The organism is Aureimonas pseudogalii (assembly GCF_014196835.1).
GTDB lineage: Bacteria > Pseudomonadota > Alphaproteobacteria > Rhizobiales > Rhizobiaceae > Aureimonas > Aureimonas pseudogalii.
Genome location: NZ_JACIEK010000006.1, coordinates 79823 through 93500, shown reverse-complemented (window position 1 = coordinate 93500; position 13678 = coordinate 79823). Strand labels below are relative to the sequence as shown.

Sequence of the window (13678 nt, the reverse complement as noted above, 5' to 3'; positions counted from 1 at the left end):
CCGGCTGCCGACTCTAGCGCGAACCCGGTCCGCCGCATGCGATTCGCACCGCCTGCGTGCCGGCCTGCGTATCCACCTTCAGCCGAACGCGCGCGACAGGCTGCGACGAGCGCCAGGCGCGGGCGCCGTGGCACAGGAGCAAGCCGACGAGGTCCTTGGGCCGAAGACGCGAGCGACCGTCGCGGACGTCGCCGAGCCGGCTCGCCGCCTGCTGCATCGGATGCAGCGCGGCGGCCGCGGAGCCGGAGGTCCGGTTGTCCGCGAGGTAGGGCGTGCGGATTTCCTGTTCGATCGACATGGAGAAACCTCGAAACTCGGTACGGCTGAAGGGAATGGCGTCGGGCAAGGCTTCGCCGGGCACGGCAAGCGCGCCGATGGCGACCCGGCTGGGGGAGACGGCTCCGGACTTCGCCAGAGCCGGCGCCGTCAGTTGTTCGCGATGGCGTAGCAGGCGTAGGAACGGCTCTTCAGAACCTCGCAGGCGGCATTGGCGGCAGCCTTCGTCTCGAACCCGGCGAAGCGGGCGCGGTAGAGGGTCTGCGAGCCACTATCCACGGCCTGCGTGAAGGCATAGGCGCTGGCCAGCACCGAGCCACCCCGCTGGCGGGCTTCGGCCAGCATCTGGAGCGCGGTCTCCTGCACCGGGGTCGCGGCGATCTGGACCACCCAGGCCGAGCGGGAGGCATCCGCGCTCATGCCACGATTGGGCGCGGGCGCCGCAATCTGCGATTCCACGACGCTCGGGATGGAGGCGCGCGGCGTCGGCGCCAGCGCGGTGGCCACGGTCATCGCGCCGCCTTCCTGCCGGCCGAGCGCGGCGCGCAGGGCCTCGCGTCCGATGACCGGACGCGCCGACGGCGAAGTGATGGCGTTCATCGCGCCGGCTGCGTTGGAGCCGTAGGCGTCGGCGACGCGCTCGTTGATCGACGAGGAGCGACGGGTCGGCACCGGCACCGCCACGGGAAGGGCGGTGGCCGCCGCGACATGGGTCGAGACCGCGGGGCCGCGCGTGCTCGGGGCGTAGGCCGCCACCAACGGTTCACCGCCGCGCGAGCTCGCGTCCGGCAGATACTTGCCGACGAGCTCGGCCATGTGGTCGTCACGCGCCCGGGAGGTTCGACCGCCCAGCACCACCGCCACGAGCTTCTTGTCGCCGCGAACCACCGAGGTCACAAGGTTGAAGCCGGATGCGTTGATGTAGCCGGTCTTGATGCCGTCGACGCCCTGGACACGGCCGAGAAGCCGGTTGTGATTGCCGATGACCTGACCGCGGAAATTGAACGAGCGCGTATTGAAGTACTTGTAGTACTGAGGGAAATGCTCGCGAAGCGCGATGCCGAGCGTCGCCATGTCGCGCGCCGTGGTATGCTGCGCCGGGTTGGGCAGGCCGTTGGCGTTGCGGAAGATCGTACGGGACATGCCGAGGCGACGGGCTTTGGCGGTCATCATCTCGGCAAACTGGGTTTCGGTACCACCGAGATACTCGCCGATCACGACGGCGGCATCGTTGGCCGAGCGCGTGACGAGGCTCATGATGGCTTCCTCGACCGAAAGGCTCGATCCCACCTTCATGCCGAGCTTCGAGGGCGGGCGGGCCGCGGCGTAGGCGGAAACCTTCATCGGGGTCGACAGCTGTGCCCGGCCGCTCTCGAGCGCGTCGAACATCATGTAGAGGGTCATCATCTTCGTCAGCGAGGCCGGATACCGGTTCTCGTCGGCGTTCTTGGAAAAGAGGACCTTGCCGTTGTTGGCGTCCACGACGATCGCAGCGTAGCGTTCATCGGCCGCCTGTGCGTGGGCCACGGGAAGATGAACGAGAAGGGCGCTTCCCAGGGCTGCGACGGCAGCCGTCCGCGTGATGCTCTTCGCAAGCGAGACGCCTCTTGCGACGATGGAAAGTTTGCGGAACGCCAAGGACACGGGCAGCTCTCTCGTTTCGTGTTTCGAGATGCTGCGCCCCCACAATCGGGTTGTGGGGAGCGTTACCAATCAATGGCTTCGCGATCTCTTCTTGTGGGAAAGATACGTCGAGCGGTCTTACCAATCCGTTTATGGTTGCCGGAACCTTGTGATCTGGGTGTGGCGAAATGCAATAAATTTTAGCGGAGCGGGTAGGGAGCATCTCGCGCAACCTTCTCGCGAACCCCCGCCTTCAAAATCCCCTTGCAGGCGATTGTGCAGTGCAATATATCGAGCTGACGGATCATCGACGCTCGCACCGTCACAGCGAAGGGGAAATGGCATGAACATGTACGAAGACGCCAACAAGGCCGGCAAGGAATCCATGGACAACGCGCTGAAGTCGTTCTCCGCGATGTCGAAGGGCTTCCAGCAGATCGCTGCCGAGACCGGTGAGTTCACCAAGCGCTCCTACGAGCAGACGGCGCAGATGATGGAGAAGCTCGCCCAGGTCCGCACGCTGGACAAGGCCGTTGAGCTGCAGAACGACTACGCCAAGTCCGCCTACGAGACGTGGATGTCGCAGGCGCAGAAGATGGGCGAGATGTATTCCGCCATCGCGCGCGAGACCTACAAGCCCTTCGAGAACACGGCTGCCGCCGCCGTGAAGTACGGCGAAGACGCGGCTCGCCAGGCCGGCTGACACCCGACATCTCGATCGCATGAACGAGCCCGGCCTTCGCGCCGGGCTTTTTTCGTTGGTGGTTTCCCGGCGGCTTGCGCGCACCCGGCGAATCCTGTCCGCTCGTCGCGCCGCCAGGAAAATTTGCCGCAAGGGCGAGGCGTCTTAAAATGGCTCGCGCGGTACATACATAGTTGCTGATGACAAAGGTGACGGCATTGAACGACGACGCTCCCGACCGACCGGTGACGAGACACGACCCGCGGATGCAAGCGGGCAAGACCGACGGCGGAGACGCGGACCGCGGGACGTCGGTCATCACCCGAACGAAACCCAAGACCCGAAAGCCGAGCCTTTACAGGGTGCTGCTTCTCAATGACGATTACACTCCGATGGAGTTCGTCATCCACGTTCTCGAGCGGTTCTTCCAGAAGGATCGCGAGGCAGCGACGCGGATCATGCTGCACGTGCACAAGCATGGGGTCGGCGAGTGCGGCGTGTTCACATACGAGGTCGCGGAGACGAAGGTCACGCAGGTCATGGATTTCGCCCGTCAGCATCAACATCCGCTGCAATGCGTGATGGAAAAGAATTGAGGTGAACCTTGCCGACATTTTCGCAAAGTCTGGAAAAGTCGCTCCATCAGGCCCTGACGCTGGCGAACGAGCGGCATCAGGAATTCGCGACCCTCGAACATCTGCTTCTCGCCCTGCTCGACGACAAGGACGCGGCTGCGGTCATGAAGGGCTGCAGCGTCGATCTCGATGTGCTGCGCTCTTCGCTGATGGAATATATCGACACCGAGCTCGCCAACCTCGCCACGGGGCATGACGAGGACTCCAAGCCCACCGCCGGTTTCCACCGTGTGATCCAGCGCGCCGTCATTCACGTCCAGTCTTCCGGGCGGGACGAGGTGACGGGCGCCAACGTGCTCGTCGCGATCTTCGCCGAGCGCGAGAGCCATGCCGCCTTCTTCCTGCAAGAGCAGGAGATGACGCGATACGACGCCGTGAACTTCATTTCCCATGGAATTTCCAAGCGGCCGGGGGCGTCCGAAGGGCGCACCGTTCGTGGAGCGGAGGATGAGCAGTCGGTCATGGGCAATGAAGAGGAGGGACGCCGCAAGACGCAGCAGGACGCGTTGACGGCCTATTGCGTCAACCTGAACGAGAAGGCCAAGACCGGCCGGATCGACCCGTTGATCGGCCGCGCGACGGAGATCAACCGGACGATCCAGGTGCTCTGCCGCCGATCCAAGAACAATCCGCTCTATGTCGGCGATCCCGGCGTCGGCAAGACGGCGATCGCCGAAGGTCTGGCCAAGCGGATCGTCGAGGGCGACGTGCCCGAGGTGCTGGCCGACGCCACCATCTTCTCGCTCGACATGGGCACGCTGCTGGCCGGCACCCGCTATCGCGGCGATTTCGAGGAGCGGCTGAAGCAGGTCATGAAGGAACTGGAGGAGTATCCCGGCGCTGTTCTCTTCATCGACGAGATCCATACGGTGATCGGCGCCGGCGCGACGTCGGGCGGCGCTATGGACGCGTCGAACCTCTTGAAGCCCGCGCTGTCCTCCGGCGCGATCCGCTGCATCGGCTCCACGACCTACAAGGAGTATCGCCAGTTCTTCGAGAAGGACCGCGCGCTCGTGCGGCGCTTCCAGAAGATCGACGTCGCCGAGCCGACGATCGAGGATGCGATCTCGATCCTCAAGGGCCTCAAGCCCTATTTCGAGGACTTCCACCACGTGAAGTACTCGAACGATGCCATCAAGTCGGCCGTCGAGCTTTCGGCGCGCTACATCAACGACCGCAAGCTGCCGGACAAGGCGATCGACGTGATCGACGAGACCGGCGCGTCGCAGATGCTGCTGCCGGAAGCCAAGCGCAAGCGCTCGATCGGCGTGAAGGAGATCGAGGCGACCGTCGCGACGATGGCTCGCATTCCGCCGAAATCCGTCTCGAAGGACGACGAGGAAGTGCTTGCGCATCTGAGCACGCAGCTGAAGCGCGTGGTTTACGGACAGGACGCCGCGATCGAGAGTCTGACCACCGCCATCAAGCTGGCACGTGCCGGCCTCCGCGAACCGGAGAAGCCGATTGGCTCCTACCTGTTCTCGGGGCCCACCGGCGTCGGCAAGACGGAGGTCGCCAAGCAGCTCGCGTCTGCGCTCGGCATCGAACTGCTGCGCTTCGATATGTCGGAATACATGGAGCGCCACACCGTTTCGCGGCTCATCGGCGCGCCTCCCGGCTATGTCGGCTTCGACCAGGGCGGCCTTCTGACCGACGGCGTCGATCAGCATCCGCATTGCGTGCTGCTGCTCGACGAGATCGAGAAGGCGCATCCCGACCTGTTCAACATCCTGTTGCAGGTCATGGATCACGGCCAGCTGACGGACCACAACGGCAAGAAGATCGATTTCCGTAACGTCATCCTGATCATGACGACGAATGCGGGTGCCTCGGAGGCGCAGAGGGCGGCGATCGGCTTCGGCTCGACGCGCCGCACGGGCGACGACGTGGAGGCGATCAACCGGCTGTTCACGCCGGAGTTCCGCAATCGCCTCGACGCGATCATACCGTTCGGCGCGTTGCCGACGCCGGTGATCCACGAGGTGGTGCAGAAGTTCGTGATGCAGCTGGAGGCTCAATTGTCCGAGCGCGGCGTGACCTTCGAACTGCGTCAGGACGCCATCGCATGGCTCGCCGAGAAGGGCTACGACGAGTACATGGGCGCCCGGCCCCTCGGCCGGGTGATCCAGGAATATGTCAAGAAGCCTCTGGCGGACGAGGTTCTGTTCGGCAAGCTGAAGCACGGCGGCACCGTGAAGGTGACGGTGGTCGATGACGAGGCCGGCGGGAAGAAGCTCAATCTCGAGGCGATCGCCGACGAAACGCCGATCAAGGCGCGCAAGTCGAGCGATGCCAAGGGGCGACGGGCGAAAGTGGATCCGAGCGGCGAGGAAATCGTCGAGGACGACGACGATTTCGACGACGTCGAGGATATGGACGAGGACGGCGAAGACGAGGAGCCGTCCGAGATCTCCGCGTCCGATGCGGATGTGGAGCCAAAGTCGGGTCGCCGACCGGGAACGGTGCCGAAAGTTCCCCGTAAGCCGAACTGATGGGTTAGGAAAGGCCGCCACGAGGGCGGCCTTTTTCATGGGCCGTCCCATCTGAACTGGAACACGACGGACCGGACATGGATGTGTCATCGGCCCGGACCGACTCGCATCCCTCGGTCTGGGTGTTCAAGGGAATGCGCGCCGTCTGGAGCGCTCCGGCTCTCATTCTCGTCACCGCCCATCTCGGCTTCGCAGGCCTTGCGCGGGAAGCGGGCATCGGCTGGCTCGAAGCCTCCTTCATGGTTTTCACCATCTGGGCGCTTCCGGCCAACATCATTCTTCTCGGCTCGATCACCGCCGGCTTGTCGCTCGCGGCGACGGCGCTGGCAGTCGGGCTTTCGTCGCTCCGTCTGATGCCGATGGTGATCGCCCTTCTGCCGGAACTTCGCGGCGTCGGCACGCGCCGTCGAACGCTCCTGGTGCTTTCGCACTTCATCGCCGTCACCGCCTGGGTCGTGTCGCTGGAGCGCCTGCCGACTGTGCCGCGCGATCGGCGCCCGCATTTCTTTGCGGGGTTCGGCATCACGCTGACGGTGGTCAACACGCTCGCGGTGGCGCTGGCCTTCAATCTGATGGGTCAATTGCCGGCGTTGGCGACCGGCGCGCTGGCCTTCCTGACGCCCGTCTACTTCCTGACTTCGCTTTACGGCTCGGCACGAGAACTCTCGGGGCAGTTGGCACTGCTTACCGGCATGCTGGCGGTGCCCGTCGCCAACTGGCTGGCGCCCGAGTTCGACATTCTCGTCGCGGGCTTGGTAGGCGGCGTGGTGGCCTACGGCATCGGACGGCTCGTCGATCGGCGGCAGATCGCGCGATGAACGGCCTGTCCTACGATTCGATCGCCGCGGACTGGTGGCCCTATCTCTTCATCCTGCTCGCCGGCTGGCTGCCGACCGACGTCTGGCGTTGGCTCGGCGTCCTTTCGGCGGGCCGGTTCGACGAAAACTCGCCGGCCATCGCACTCGCCCGCACGATCGCCACCTCGCTCGTGGCGGCGGTGATCGGACGGCTCATCCTGTTTCCGACGGGCATCCTCGCGGACATCCCGACCGCAGTGCGGATCGGGGCGGTCGCGGGCGGCTTCCTCGCCTATCTCACGCTCGGACGGCATACGATCCTCGCCATCGTCGTGGCGGAAATCATCCTCCTCGGCGTGCCCTGGATGTTGGGTTTGATCTGACGCGGATGCCGCGACGCAGCCTCAGGCGAGATGCGCTCGAATCACCTCCGCCTGCTCGCGAAGCAGGGCGGGATCGGCCATGCCCGATCCGTGCGCCTGGAGGTCCACGCCGGCATAGCGGGGCAGGACATGGACATGCAGATGGAAGACCGTCTGACCCGCCGACGCCTCGTTGAACTGCATCACCGTCACCCCGTCGGCCGCGAACGCCGCCTTGATGGCGCGCGCGAGCCTGGCGGCCTCCGGCAGGAGAACGGCGAGAACCTCGGGCGAGGCATCGAGGAGATTGCGCGAGGCCGCCTTGGGAATGACGAGACAGTGCCCGCGAGACTGCGGCATCGCATCCATGATCGCCACGACCTCGTCGGTCTCGTAGATCCGAACGCTTGGAATTTCGCCGCGCAGGATCTTCGCAAACACGTTGCTGTCGTCGTAGGCCGTCATCGCACGATTCCTGCTGGGAGGGTGAGGCGGATCATAGGCGACGGGGAGGGTTCGTCTAGTTCTCGTCCGCCCGGTCCTGTCGCTCGCCGCGCCGGAAGGGCGTGTGCTCGGCGAGAACCTCGTTCGTCGCCTCGACCTCCTGCCGCTCGTGCTCGAGATAGGAGCGCACGGCGTCGCGCAGCCCGGCGTGGGCGATGTAATGGGCCGAATGGGTCGTCACGGGTTCGTAGCCGCGCGCCAGCTTGTGTTCGCCCTGCGCGCCCGCCTCCACCACGGCCAGCTTGTGCTCGATCGCATAGTCGATGGCCTGATGGTAGCAGACCTCGAAATGCAGGAAGGCGTGTTCTTCGGTGCAGCCCCAGTAGCGACCGAAGATGCGGTCGGCGCCGACGAGGTTGAGCGCGCCCGCAATGTAGCGCCCCTCCCGCCGCGCCATGACGAGCACGATCTCGTCGGCCATCCGCTCGCCGAGGAGCGAGAAGAACCGCCGGTTGAGGTAGGGGCGACCCCACTTGCGACTGCCCGTGTCCATGTAGAAGTGGAAGAAAGCGTCCCAGGCCGCCTCGTTCAGCGACCGGCCGGACAGACGCTCGATCGTGATACCGTCGGCCAAGGCCTCGCGCCGCTCCTTCCGCAGGCCCTTGCGCTTGCGCGAGGCCAGCGTTTCCAGAAAGTCGTCATAGGTCGCGTAGCCGCGATTGACGAAATGGAACTGCTGGTCGGTGCGGTGAAGAAAGTCGTCGCCCTCAAGCACCTCAAGGTCCGGTGCTTCGAGGAAGGTCGCGTGCGCCGACGAGATCCGCGTCTGCGCGACATAGGCCTTCACGGCTTCCGCCATTGCTAGACGCATCGAATCGGCCGAGTCGCGGCTCCCGACGAGAAAGCGCGGTCCGGTGACCGGCGAGAAGGGGGCGGAAAGCTGAAGCTTGGGGTAGTAGCGCCCACCCGCGCGCTCGAAGGCGTTGGCCCACCCCTGGTCGAACACGTACTCGCCCTGCGAATGGCTCTTCAGATAGGCCGGAGCAACGGCGAGGATTTCGCCACGCCCGTCTTCCAGCACGAGGTGCTGCGGCAGCCACCCGCTCCGCTCGCCGACGCAGCCGGCATCTTCCAGGCTGCTGAGAAAAGCGTGTCGCACGAACGGATTGGCGCTAACGCCGGGCCGCGTCGTCGCCAGTTCGTCCCAACGGTCGGCATCGATGGACGACAGGCCTTCGGCGACCCGCAGCGAGAGGACGGCCCCCTCGCCATCGGCAGCCTCGTTGAACTCGTCGGTCATCGCGTCTCACCCTTTTTCGAGGGCGGTGCCGATCAGGACGGCACGAACCCCTCGAACGTCATCTGGTCTGCATACCGGTGGCTTCGCTCGACATCCGCGGGTGTGCGGACCGTCCAGCTGATCACCGGCAGATGCCGCTCGTCGCGAATCCAGTCGACGAACGCATTCGGTAGATGGTGAACATTGTAGGACACGAACGAGCAGTGTCCCGCGAAGACGACACGATGCCGCTTCAGAACGTCGGCGCGCGTGCCTTCGGCGGTGAGGCCGAAGGGCACACTGAGCGAAACGCTCGCCGCTTGCTCCACCAGCCATTCGTCGAACGACATGAGCGCCAGTGCGCCTGGGTAGCCGCGGATCGTCTCGGCGACGATCTCGATGAACTCCCCGTCGAGATCGGCCGAGAGCCCCTTCAATTCGATCACCAGCGGCACTCGGGCCGCGACGAGATCGAGCAGCGAGCGCAACGTCGGGATCGCGTCCGGCGTCCCGCCCAGCGTCAGCTCTGCGAGCGCCTGCGCATCCGTGTCGCGCACGCGGCCCTCGACGCCCGTCATGCGAAGCAACGTTTCGTCGTGAAAGACGACGGGCACCCGGTCACGCGACAGATGGATGTCGCACTCGATCGCATAGCCGCCATCGATCGCGGCCTGGAAGGCCGAGACCGAGTTTTCCATGATCGACCGGCCGGCATCGTGCAGCCCGCGATGGGCGATCGGCCGGTCCTCCAGCCAGCGCGCGTCGATGGTCCCCATCGGCGTCACGCCACCTCGAAGAGGGCTTCGATCTCGACGGCGGCGTCCAAAGGCAGCGACGGCACGCCGACGGCGGAGCGGGCATGGCGGCCGCGTTCGCCGAGGATTTCGACGAGGAAGTCGGAGGCGCCGTTGGCGACCTTGTGCTGGTCGGTGAAGGACGGGTCGCTCGCCACGAAGACGGTGAGCTTCAGCAGGCGCCCGATCGTCTCGAGATCGCCGAGCGCCGCCTTGGCCTGCGCCAGGATGTTCACGCCGCAGAGCTTGGCGGCGTGCAGGCCGTCTTCGAGCGACACGCCCGCACCGAGCTTGCCGGACACGGCGAGGCGCCCGCCCTCCAGCGGCAGCTGACCGGAGGTCTGCAGCATCGACCCGAACCGGATGTAGGGCACATAGTTTGCAGCCGGAGCCGCCGCGGCCGGCAGCTGGATTCCGGCGGCTGCCAAGCGGCTTTCGATCGTATCGGTCATGCGAGGGGACCCCAGTGAAATCGGACGGTGTGATCGCAGACGGCTATCAGCTTTTGCGGTAACGTTCGATCCCCAAGCGCCGTCGCGTTCTCCCAGAAAGTTGCCGATTCCATGCAGGCCAGCCTCGCCGTCCCGGCGTCTCTCCTTCTTCTTCTGGCAGCGGGCGGAAAGGCATCGGCCGTCGATCTCGTGCCGCACGAAGCCGTCTACGAACTGTCGCTCGCGGAGCCCAGCGACGACATCGAATCGGTGGATGCCCGCATCGCGTTGCAGCTGAAGCGCGACACCTGCGCGGCGATGGCGCTCGACTACCGGTTCGTCGCGCGGTTCCACCAGAACGACGAGATCACCGTCACCGACCAGCAGACGATCTCGCGCGAGACGCTGGATGGAAGCCGATTCGACTTCGAAACCAAGACGCTGGTCGACGGCTCCGAGCAGGAGACGGTGAGGGGGCAGGCCTCGAGCAACGCTGGAGGGACGTCGGTCGCCTTCACGGAGCCGGTCACGCGGGAGGCGACCATCGCGCTGTCGCGCTTTCCGCTGCAGCACACCGCCGATCTCATCCAGAAGGCGATCGCCGGGGAGCGTGTCGTCGAGGCCAAGATCTTCGACGGCGACAACGAGCCCGACAAGAATCTGGTGACGACTTCGCTGATCGCCCCTGCCAAGGTCGATGCTCCATCCAACCCGGTGATCGCCGAGAAGGTGGCGGGGCTGCGGTCGTGGCGGGTCACCGAATCCTACTTCAACGAGGACAGCGACCGCGACGGTCTGCCGATCTTCGAAACGCGCTATCGCCTGTTCGAGAACGGCGTGACGGACGACCTCTTCATGAACTTCGGGGCCTACGCGTTGAGCGGAAAGATCGGCCGTCTGCAGTATCTCGGCGAGGCGACCTGCACGCCCTGAGCGCGGACGATTCGGCGGGCAGCTTGATCGCGACGACGCCGGCGACCACGTGGGGAAGGGGGCGCAAGACTTGCCGATCCCGGCGAACTGTTGTATGCGCGCCCTCATTCCACACACGGAAGCCGGGTCTGGCCAAGCGTTCTTCGCTTTCCCAAACCCACCGGTGGCAGCTCTCGTGAGCTGCTTCGTTCCGTGGAGGCTCAACCGGTATAAGGACGATTCCGATGGCTCTGCCAGACTATTCCATGCGCCAGCTGCTCGAGGCCGGTGTCCATTTCGGCCACCAGACCCACCGCTGGAACCCGAAGATGGCGCCCTTCATCTTCGGCGCGCGCAACAACATTCACATCATCGATCTCGCGCAGACCGTACCGCTGCTTCACAGCGCCCTGCAGGCGGTGTCCGACTCGGTGGCCCGCGGCGGCCGCGTGCTGTTCGTCGGCACCAAGCGCCAGGCTTCCGAGATCATCGCCGATGCGGCGAACCGCTCGGCCCAGTACTACGTCAACTCCCGCTGGCTCGGCGGCATGCTGACCAACTGGAAGACGATCTCGAACTCGATCCAGCGCCTGCGCAAGCTCGACGAGCTCCTCTCCGGCGAAGCCCAGGGCTTCACCAAGAAGGAGCGCCTCACCCTGCAGCGCGAGCGCGACAAGCTCGACCGCGCGCTCGGCGGCATCAAGGACATGGGCGGCGTGCCGGACATGATCTTCATCATCGACACGAACAAGGAAGCCATCGCGATCGAGGAGGCCAAGCGCCTCGGCATCCCGGTCGTCGCAGTGGTCGATTCGAACTGCGATCCCTCGTCGATCAACTACCCGATCCCGGGCAATGACGACGCGGCTCGCGCCATCTCGCTCTATTGCGATCTGATTGCCCGTGCGGCCGTCGATGGCATCGCTCGTCAGCAGGGTTCGATGGGCGTCGACATCGGCGCGATGGAAGAGGCTCCGATCGAGCCCGAGCTGGAAGAGGCGGCCGAGCCCGTCGCCGAGGAGCAGGCTTCGCCCGAAGTCGAGCAGGCGTCGCCCGCAGCGGCCTGAACCGTCCTTCCGCATTCCTGAGACCCGTGACGGCGTCGATCCGCCGTCACATGAATGGCGCACCCTTTCCCTATCGGATCCGGTGCGCCCAATTTTTTAGACAAAGGCCAGTTCGATGACGACGATTTCCGCTTCGATGGTGAAAGACCTGCGCGAAAAGACCGGCGCGGGCATGATGGACTGCAAGACCGCCCTCGCGGAGACCAATGGCGACATGGAAGCCGCCATCGACTGGCTCCGCGCCAAGGGCATCGCCAAGGCCGACAAGAAGTCGGGTCGCACCGCGGCCGAGGGCCTCGTGGTGGTGGCCGCCGGCGACAAGAAGGGCGTGGTCGCCGAGGTCAATTCCGAGACCGACTTCGTGGCGCGCAACGATGCCTTCCAGGAGATCGTTCGCAACGTCGCACAGGTCGCGCTGACGACCGACGGCTCGGCCGAGGCCACCGCCGCAGCAGGCTACCCCGGCGGCGAGAAGAACGTCGCCGATACGATCAAGGACGCGGTCGCGACGATCGGCGAGAACATGAGCCTGCGCCGTTCGGCCATGCTTCAGGTCTCCGAAGGCGTTGTGGCGACCTACATCCACAACCAGGTCGCCGATGGCCTCGGCAAGCTCGGCGTGCTCGTGGCGATGGAATCGACCGGCGACAAGGCCGCGCTGACGGCCTTTGGTCGGCAGGTCGCGATGCATGTGGCGGCGACCAACCCGCTGGCGCTGACCGACGGCGAGATCGACCAGACGACGGTGGACCGCGAAAAGGCGGTCTTCTCCGAGCAGGCGCGCCAGTCGGGCAAGCCGGAGAGCATCATCGAGAAGATGGTCGAGGGCCGGATGCGCAAGTTCTACGAGGAGGTCGTCCTCCTCAAGCAGAACTTCGTCATCAATCCCGACCTGACGGTCGAGAAGGCGCTCGAGGCGGCGGCGAAGGATTTCGGTGCGCCCGCCAAGATCACAGGCTTCGTGCGCTTCGCTCTCGGCGAAGGCATCGAGCGCGAGCAGAGCGATTTCGCGGCGGAAGTCGCGGCCGCGGCCGGCAAGAAGTAAGCCAAGCGACGTTTTCGTCGTCATCTGCAGGTTAGACCGGGGGCGTCCGCTTGAGAAGCGGGCGCCCTTCCTGTATCGCAAGCCGGCATCAAAACTCGGGAATTCGTGCATGACCATCCGCTTCAAACGAGTGCTGCTGAAGGTTTCCGGCGAAGCGCTGATGGGCGGGCAAGGGTTCGGCATCGACGTCGCGGTCGCCGACAGGATCGCCGGTGACATTCACGAGGCGAAGGCCCTCGGCGTCGAGATCTCGGTGGTGGTCGGCGGCGGCAATATCTTCCGCGGCGTCGCGGTGGCCTCGAAGGGCGGCGATCGCGTGACCGGCGATCACATGGGCATGCTTGCGACCGTCATCAACGCGCTGGCGCTGCGTACGTCGCTGACCAAGATCGGAATCGACGCGGTGGTCTTGTCGGCCATTCCGATGCCGGAGATCTGCGAGAGCTTCTCGCAGCTCGTCGCCCTGAAGCATGCCGAGGCGGGCCGCGTCGTGATCTTTGCCGGCGGCACCGGCAACCCGTTCTTCACCACCGATTCCGCTGCCGCGCTTCGTGCGGCTGAGATGGGGGCGACCGCACTCTTCAAGGGCACGCAGGTCGACGGCATCTACAGCGCCGATCCCAAGCTCGTGCCGGACGCGACGCGCTTCGACCGCCTGACCCATGACGAGGTCCTCAACAAGGGACTGGCCGTGATGGACGTCACCGCCGTCGCGCTCGCACGCGAGAACCATATCCCGATCGTGGTGTTCTCGATTCACGAGAAGGGCGAATTCTCGCGCATTCTGTCGGGCGGCGGTCGATCGACGATCGTCTCGGACTAGAACATCGCGACACCCC

General features: G+C 65.2%; 15 protein-coding genes. 9 read left to right on the top strand and 6 right to left on the bottom strand.

Annotation, left to right across the window (positions count from 1 at the left end; translation table 11 throughout):
- Positions 1–13: 13 nt before the first annotated feature.
- Positions 14–346, bottom strand: coding sequence for a hypothetical protein (locus GGR04_RS12595; RefSeq protein ID WP_246393140.1), 333 nt, complete (start codon positions 344–346; stop codon positions 14–16).
- 80 nt (positions 347–426) lie between these two features.
- Positions 427–1920: a serine hydrolase gene (locus GGR04_RS12590; protein ID WP_312857448.1), complete on the bottom strand. Its 1494-nt coding sequence runs from the start codon at positions 1918–1920 to the stop codon at positions 427–429.
- 322 nt (positions 1921–2242) lie between these two features.
- Here GGR04_RS12590 and GGR04_RS12585 point away from each other — a divergent pair, with 322 nt between their 5' ends.
- The 5 genes from GGR04_RS12585 to GGR04_RS12565 all read left to right on the top strand — a co-directional run bounded on the left by GGR04_RS12585 (position 2243) and on the right by GGR04_RS12565 (position 6888).
- A complete protein-coding gene (locus tag GGR04_RS12585) occupies positions 2243–2602 on the top strand; it encodes a phasin family protein (protein WP_183200242.1) in 360 nt (119 codons plus the stop codon).
- Between the two features lie 245 nt (positions 2603–2847).
- Positions 2848–3177: an ATP-dependent Clp protease adapter ClpS gene (gene clpS / locus GGR04_RS12580; protein WP_183200374.1), complete on the top strand. Its 330-nt coding sequence runs from the start codon at positions 2848–2850 to the stop codon at positions 3175–3177.
- A gap of 8 nt (positions 3178–3185) precedes the next feature.
- Complete coding sequence (gene clpA, locus GGR04_RS12575; protein ID WP_183200241.1) at positions 3186–5708, top strand: ATP-dependent Clp protease ATP-binding subunit ClpA; 2523 nt, start codon at positions 3186–3188, stop codon at positions 5706–5708.
- A 77-nt stretch (positions 5709–5785) separates the two neighbouring features.
- A complete protein-coding gene (locus GGR04_RS12570; protein WP_183200240.1) occupies positions 5786–6526 on the top strand; it encodes an AzlC family ABC transporter permease in 741 nt (246 codons plus the stop codon).
- Complete coding sequence (locus tag GGR04_RS12565; protein ID WP_183200239.1) at positions 6523–6888, top strand: AzlD domain-containing protein; 366 nt, start codon at positions 6523–6525, stop codon at positions 6886–6888. The genes GGR04_RS12570 and GGR04_RS12565 overlap by 4 nt, the downstream gene beginning before the upstream one ends.
- A gap of 21 nt (positions 6889–6909) precedes the next feature.
- On the opposite strand, the gene GGR04_RS12560 is transcribed toward GGR04_RS12565, so the two are convergent.
- The 4 genes from GGR04_RS12560 to GGR04_RS12545 are packed head-to-tail and all read right to left on the bottom strand — an operon-like array spanning position 6910 to position 9836.
- Positions 6910–7332, bottom strand: coding sequence for an HIT family protein (locus tag GGR04_RS12560; RefSeq protein WP_183200238.1), 423 nt, complete (start codon positions 7330–7332; stop codon positions 6910–6912).
- Positions 7333–7387: 55 nt separating this feature from the next.
- Positions 7388–8611 (bottom strand): GNAT family N-acetyltransferase, encoded by a 1224-nt coding sequence (locus GGR04_RS12555; RefSeq protein ID WP_183200237.1) that lies wholly within the window; start codon positions 8609–8611, stop codon positions 7388–7390.
- A 32-nt stretch (positions 8612–8643) separates the two neighbouring features.
- Positions 8644–9366: a glycerophosphodiester phosphodiesterase family protein gene (locus GGR04_RS12550; RefSeq protein WP_183200373.1), complete on the bottom strand. Its 723-nt coding sequence runs from the start codon at positions 9364–9366 to the stop codon at positions 8644–8646.
- 5 nt (positions 9367–9371) lie between these two features.
- On the bottom strand, positions 9372–9836 hold the full coding sequence (locus tag GGR04_RS12545) for a RidA family protein (RefSeq protein WP_183200236.1): 465 nt from the start codon (positions 9834–9836) through the stop codon (positions 9372–9374).
- A 111-nt stretch (positions 9837–9947) separates the two neighbouring features.
- Here GGR04_RS12545 and GGR04_RS12540 point away from each other — a divergent pair, with 111 nt between their 5' ends.
- The 4 genes from GGR04_RS12540 to pyrH all read left to right on the top strand — a co-directional run bounded on the left by GGR04_RS12540 (position 9948) and on the right by pyrH (position 13662).
- Entirely contained in the window at positions 9948–10748 is an 801-nt protein-coding gene (locus tag GGR04_RS12540) for an EipB family protein (protein WP_183200235.1), read from the top strand.
- Positions 10749–10972: 224 nt separating this feature from the next.
- Complete coding sequence (gene rpsB, locus GGR04_RS12535; protein WP_183200234.1) at positions 10973–11794, top strand: 30S ribosomal protein S2; 822 nt, start codon at positions 10973–10975, stop codon at positions 11792–11794.
- Positions 11795–11909: 115 nt separating this feature from the next.
- Positions 11910–12839 carry a translation elongation factor Ts gene (tsf, locus tag GGR04_RS12530; protein WP_183200233.1) on the top strand — a complete coding sequence of 310 codons (930 nt, stop codon included), beginning with the start codon at positions 11910–11912 and terminating at the stop codon, positions 12837–12839.
- Between the two features lie 109 nt (positions 12840–12948).
- A complete protein-coding gene (pyrH, locus tag GGR04_RS12525) occupies positions 12949–13662 on the top strand; it encodes a UMP kinase (protein WP_183200232.1) in 714 nt (237 codons plus the stop codon).
- Positions 13663–13678 lie beyond the last annotated feature (16 nt).

Excerpts from the sequence above, each read along its gene's own strand:
- GGR04_RS12585 (WP_183200242.1), top strand. The coding sequence starts at position 2,243 with ATGAACATGTACGAAGACGCCAACAAGGCCGGCAAGGAATCCATGGAC.
- clpS (WP_183200374.1), top strand. The coding sequence starts at position 2,848 with ATGCAAGCGGGCAAGACCGACGGCGGAGACGCGGACCGCGGGACGTCG.
- GGR04_RS12570 (WP_183200240.1), top strand. The coding sequence starts at position 5,786 with ATGGATGTGTCATCGGCCCGGACCGACTCGCATCCCTCGGTCTGGGTG.
- GGR04_RS12565 (WP_183200239.1), top strand. The coding sequence starts at position 6,523 with ATGAACGGCCTGTCCTACGATTCGATCGCCGCGGACTGGTGGCCCTAT.
- GGR04_RS12560 (WP_183200238.1), bottom strand. The coding sequence starts at position 7,332 with ATGACGGCCTACGACGACAGCAACGTGTTTGCGAAGATCCTGCGCGGC.
- GGR04_RS12555 (WP_183200237.1), bottom strand. The coding sequence starts at position 8,611 with ATGACCGACGAGTTCAACGAGGCTGCCGATGGCGAGGGGGCCGTCCTC.
- GGR04_RS12550 (WP_183200373.1), bottom strand. The coding sequence starts at position 9,366 with ATGGGGACCATCGACGCGCGCTGGCTGGAGGACCGGCCGATCGCCCAT.
- GGR04_RS12545 (WP_183200236.1), bottom strand. The coding sequence starts at position 9,836 with ATGACCGATACGATCGAAAGCCGCTTGGCAGCCGCCGGAATCCAGCTG.
- GGR04_RS12540 (WP_183200235.1), top strand. The coding sequence starts at position 9,948 with ATGCAGGCCAGCCTCGCCGTCCCGGCGTCTCTCCTTCTTCTTCTGGCA.
- rpsB (WP_183200234.1), top strand. The coding sequence starts at position 10,973 with ATGGCTCTGCCAGACTATTCCATGCGCCAGCTGCTCGAGGCCGGTGTC.
- tsf (WP_183200233.1), top strand. The coding sequence starts at position 11,910 with ATGACGACGATTTCCGCTTCGATGGTGAAAGACCTGCGCGAAAAGACC.
- pyrH (WP_183200232.1), top strand. The coding sequence starts at position 12,949 with ATGACCATCCGCTTCAAACGAGTGCTGCTGAAGGTTTCCGGCGAAGCG.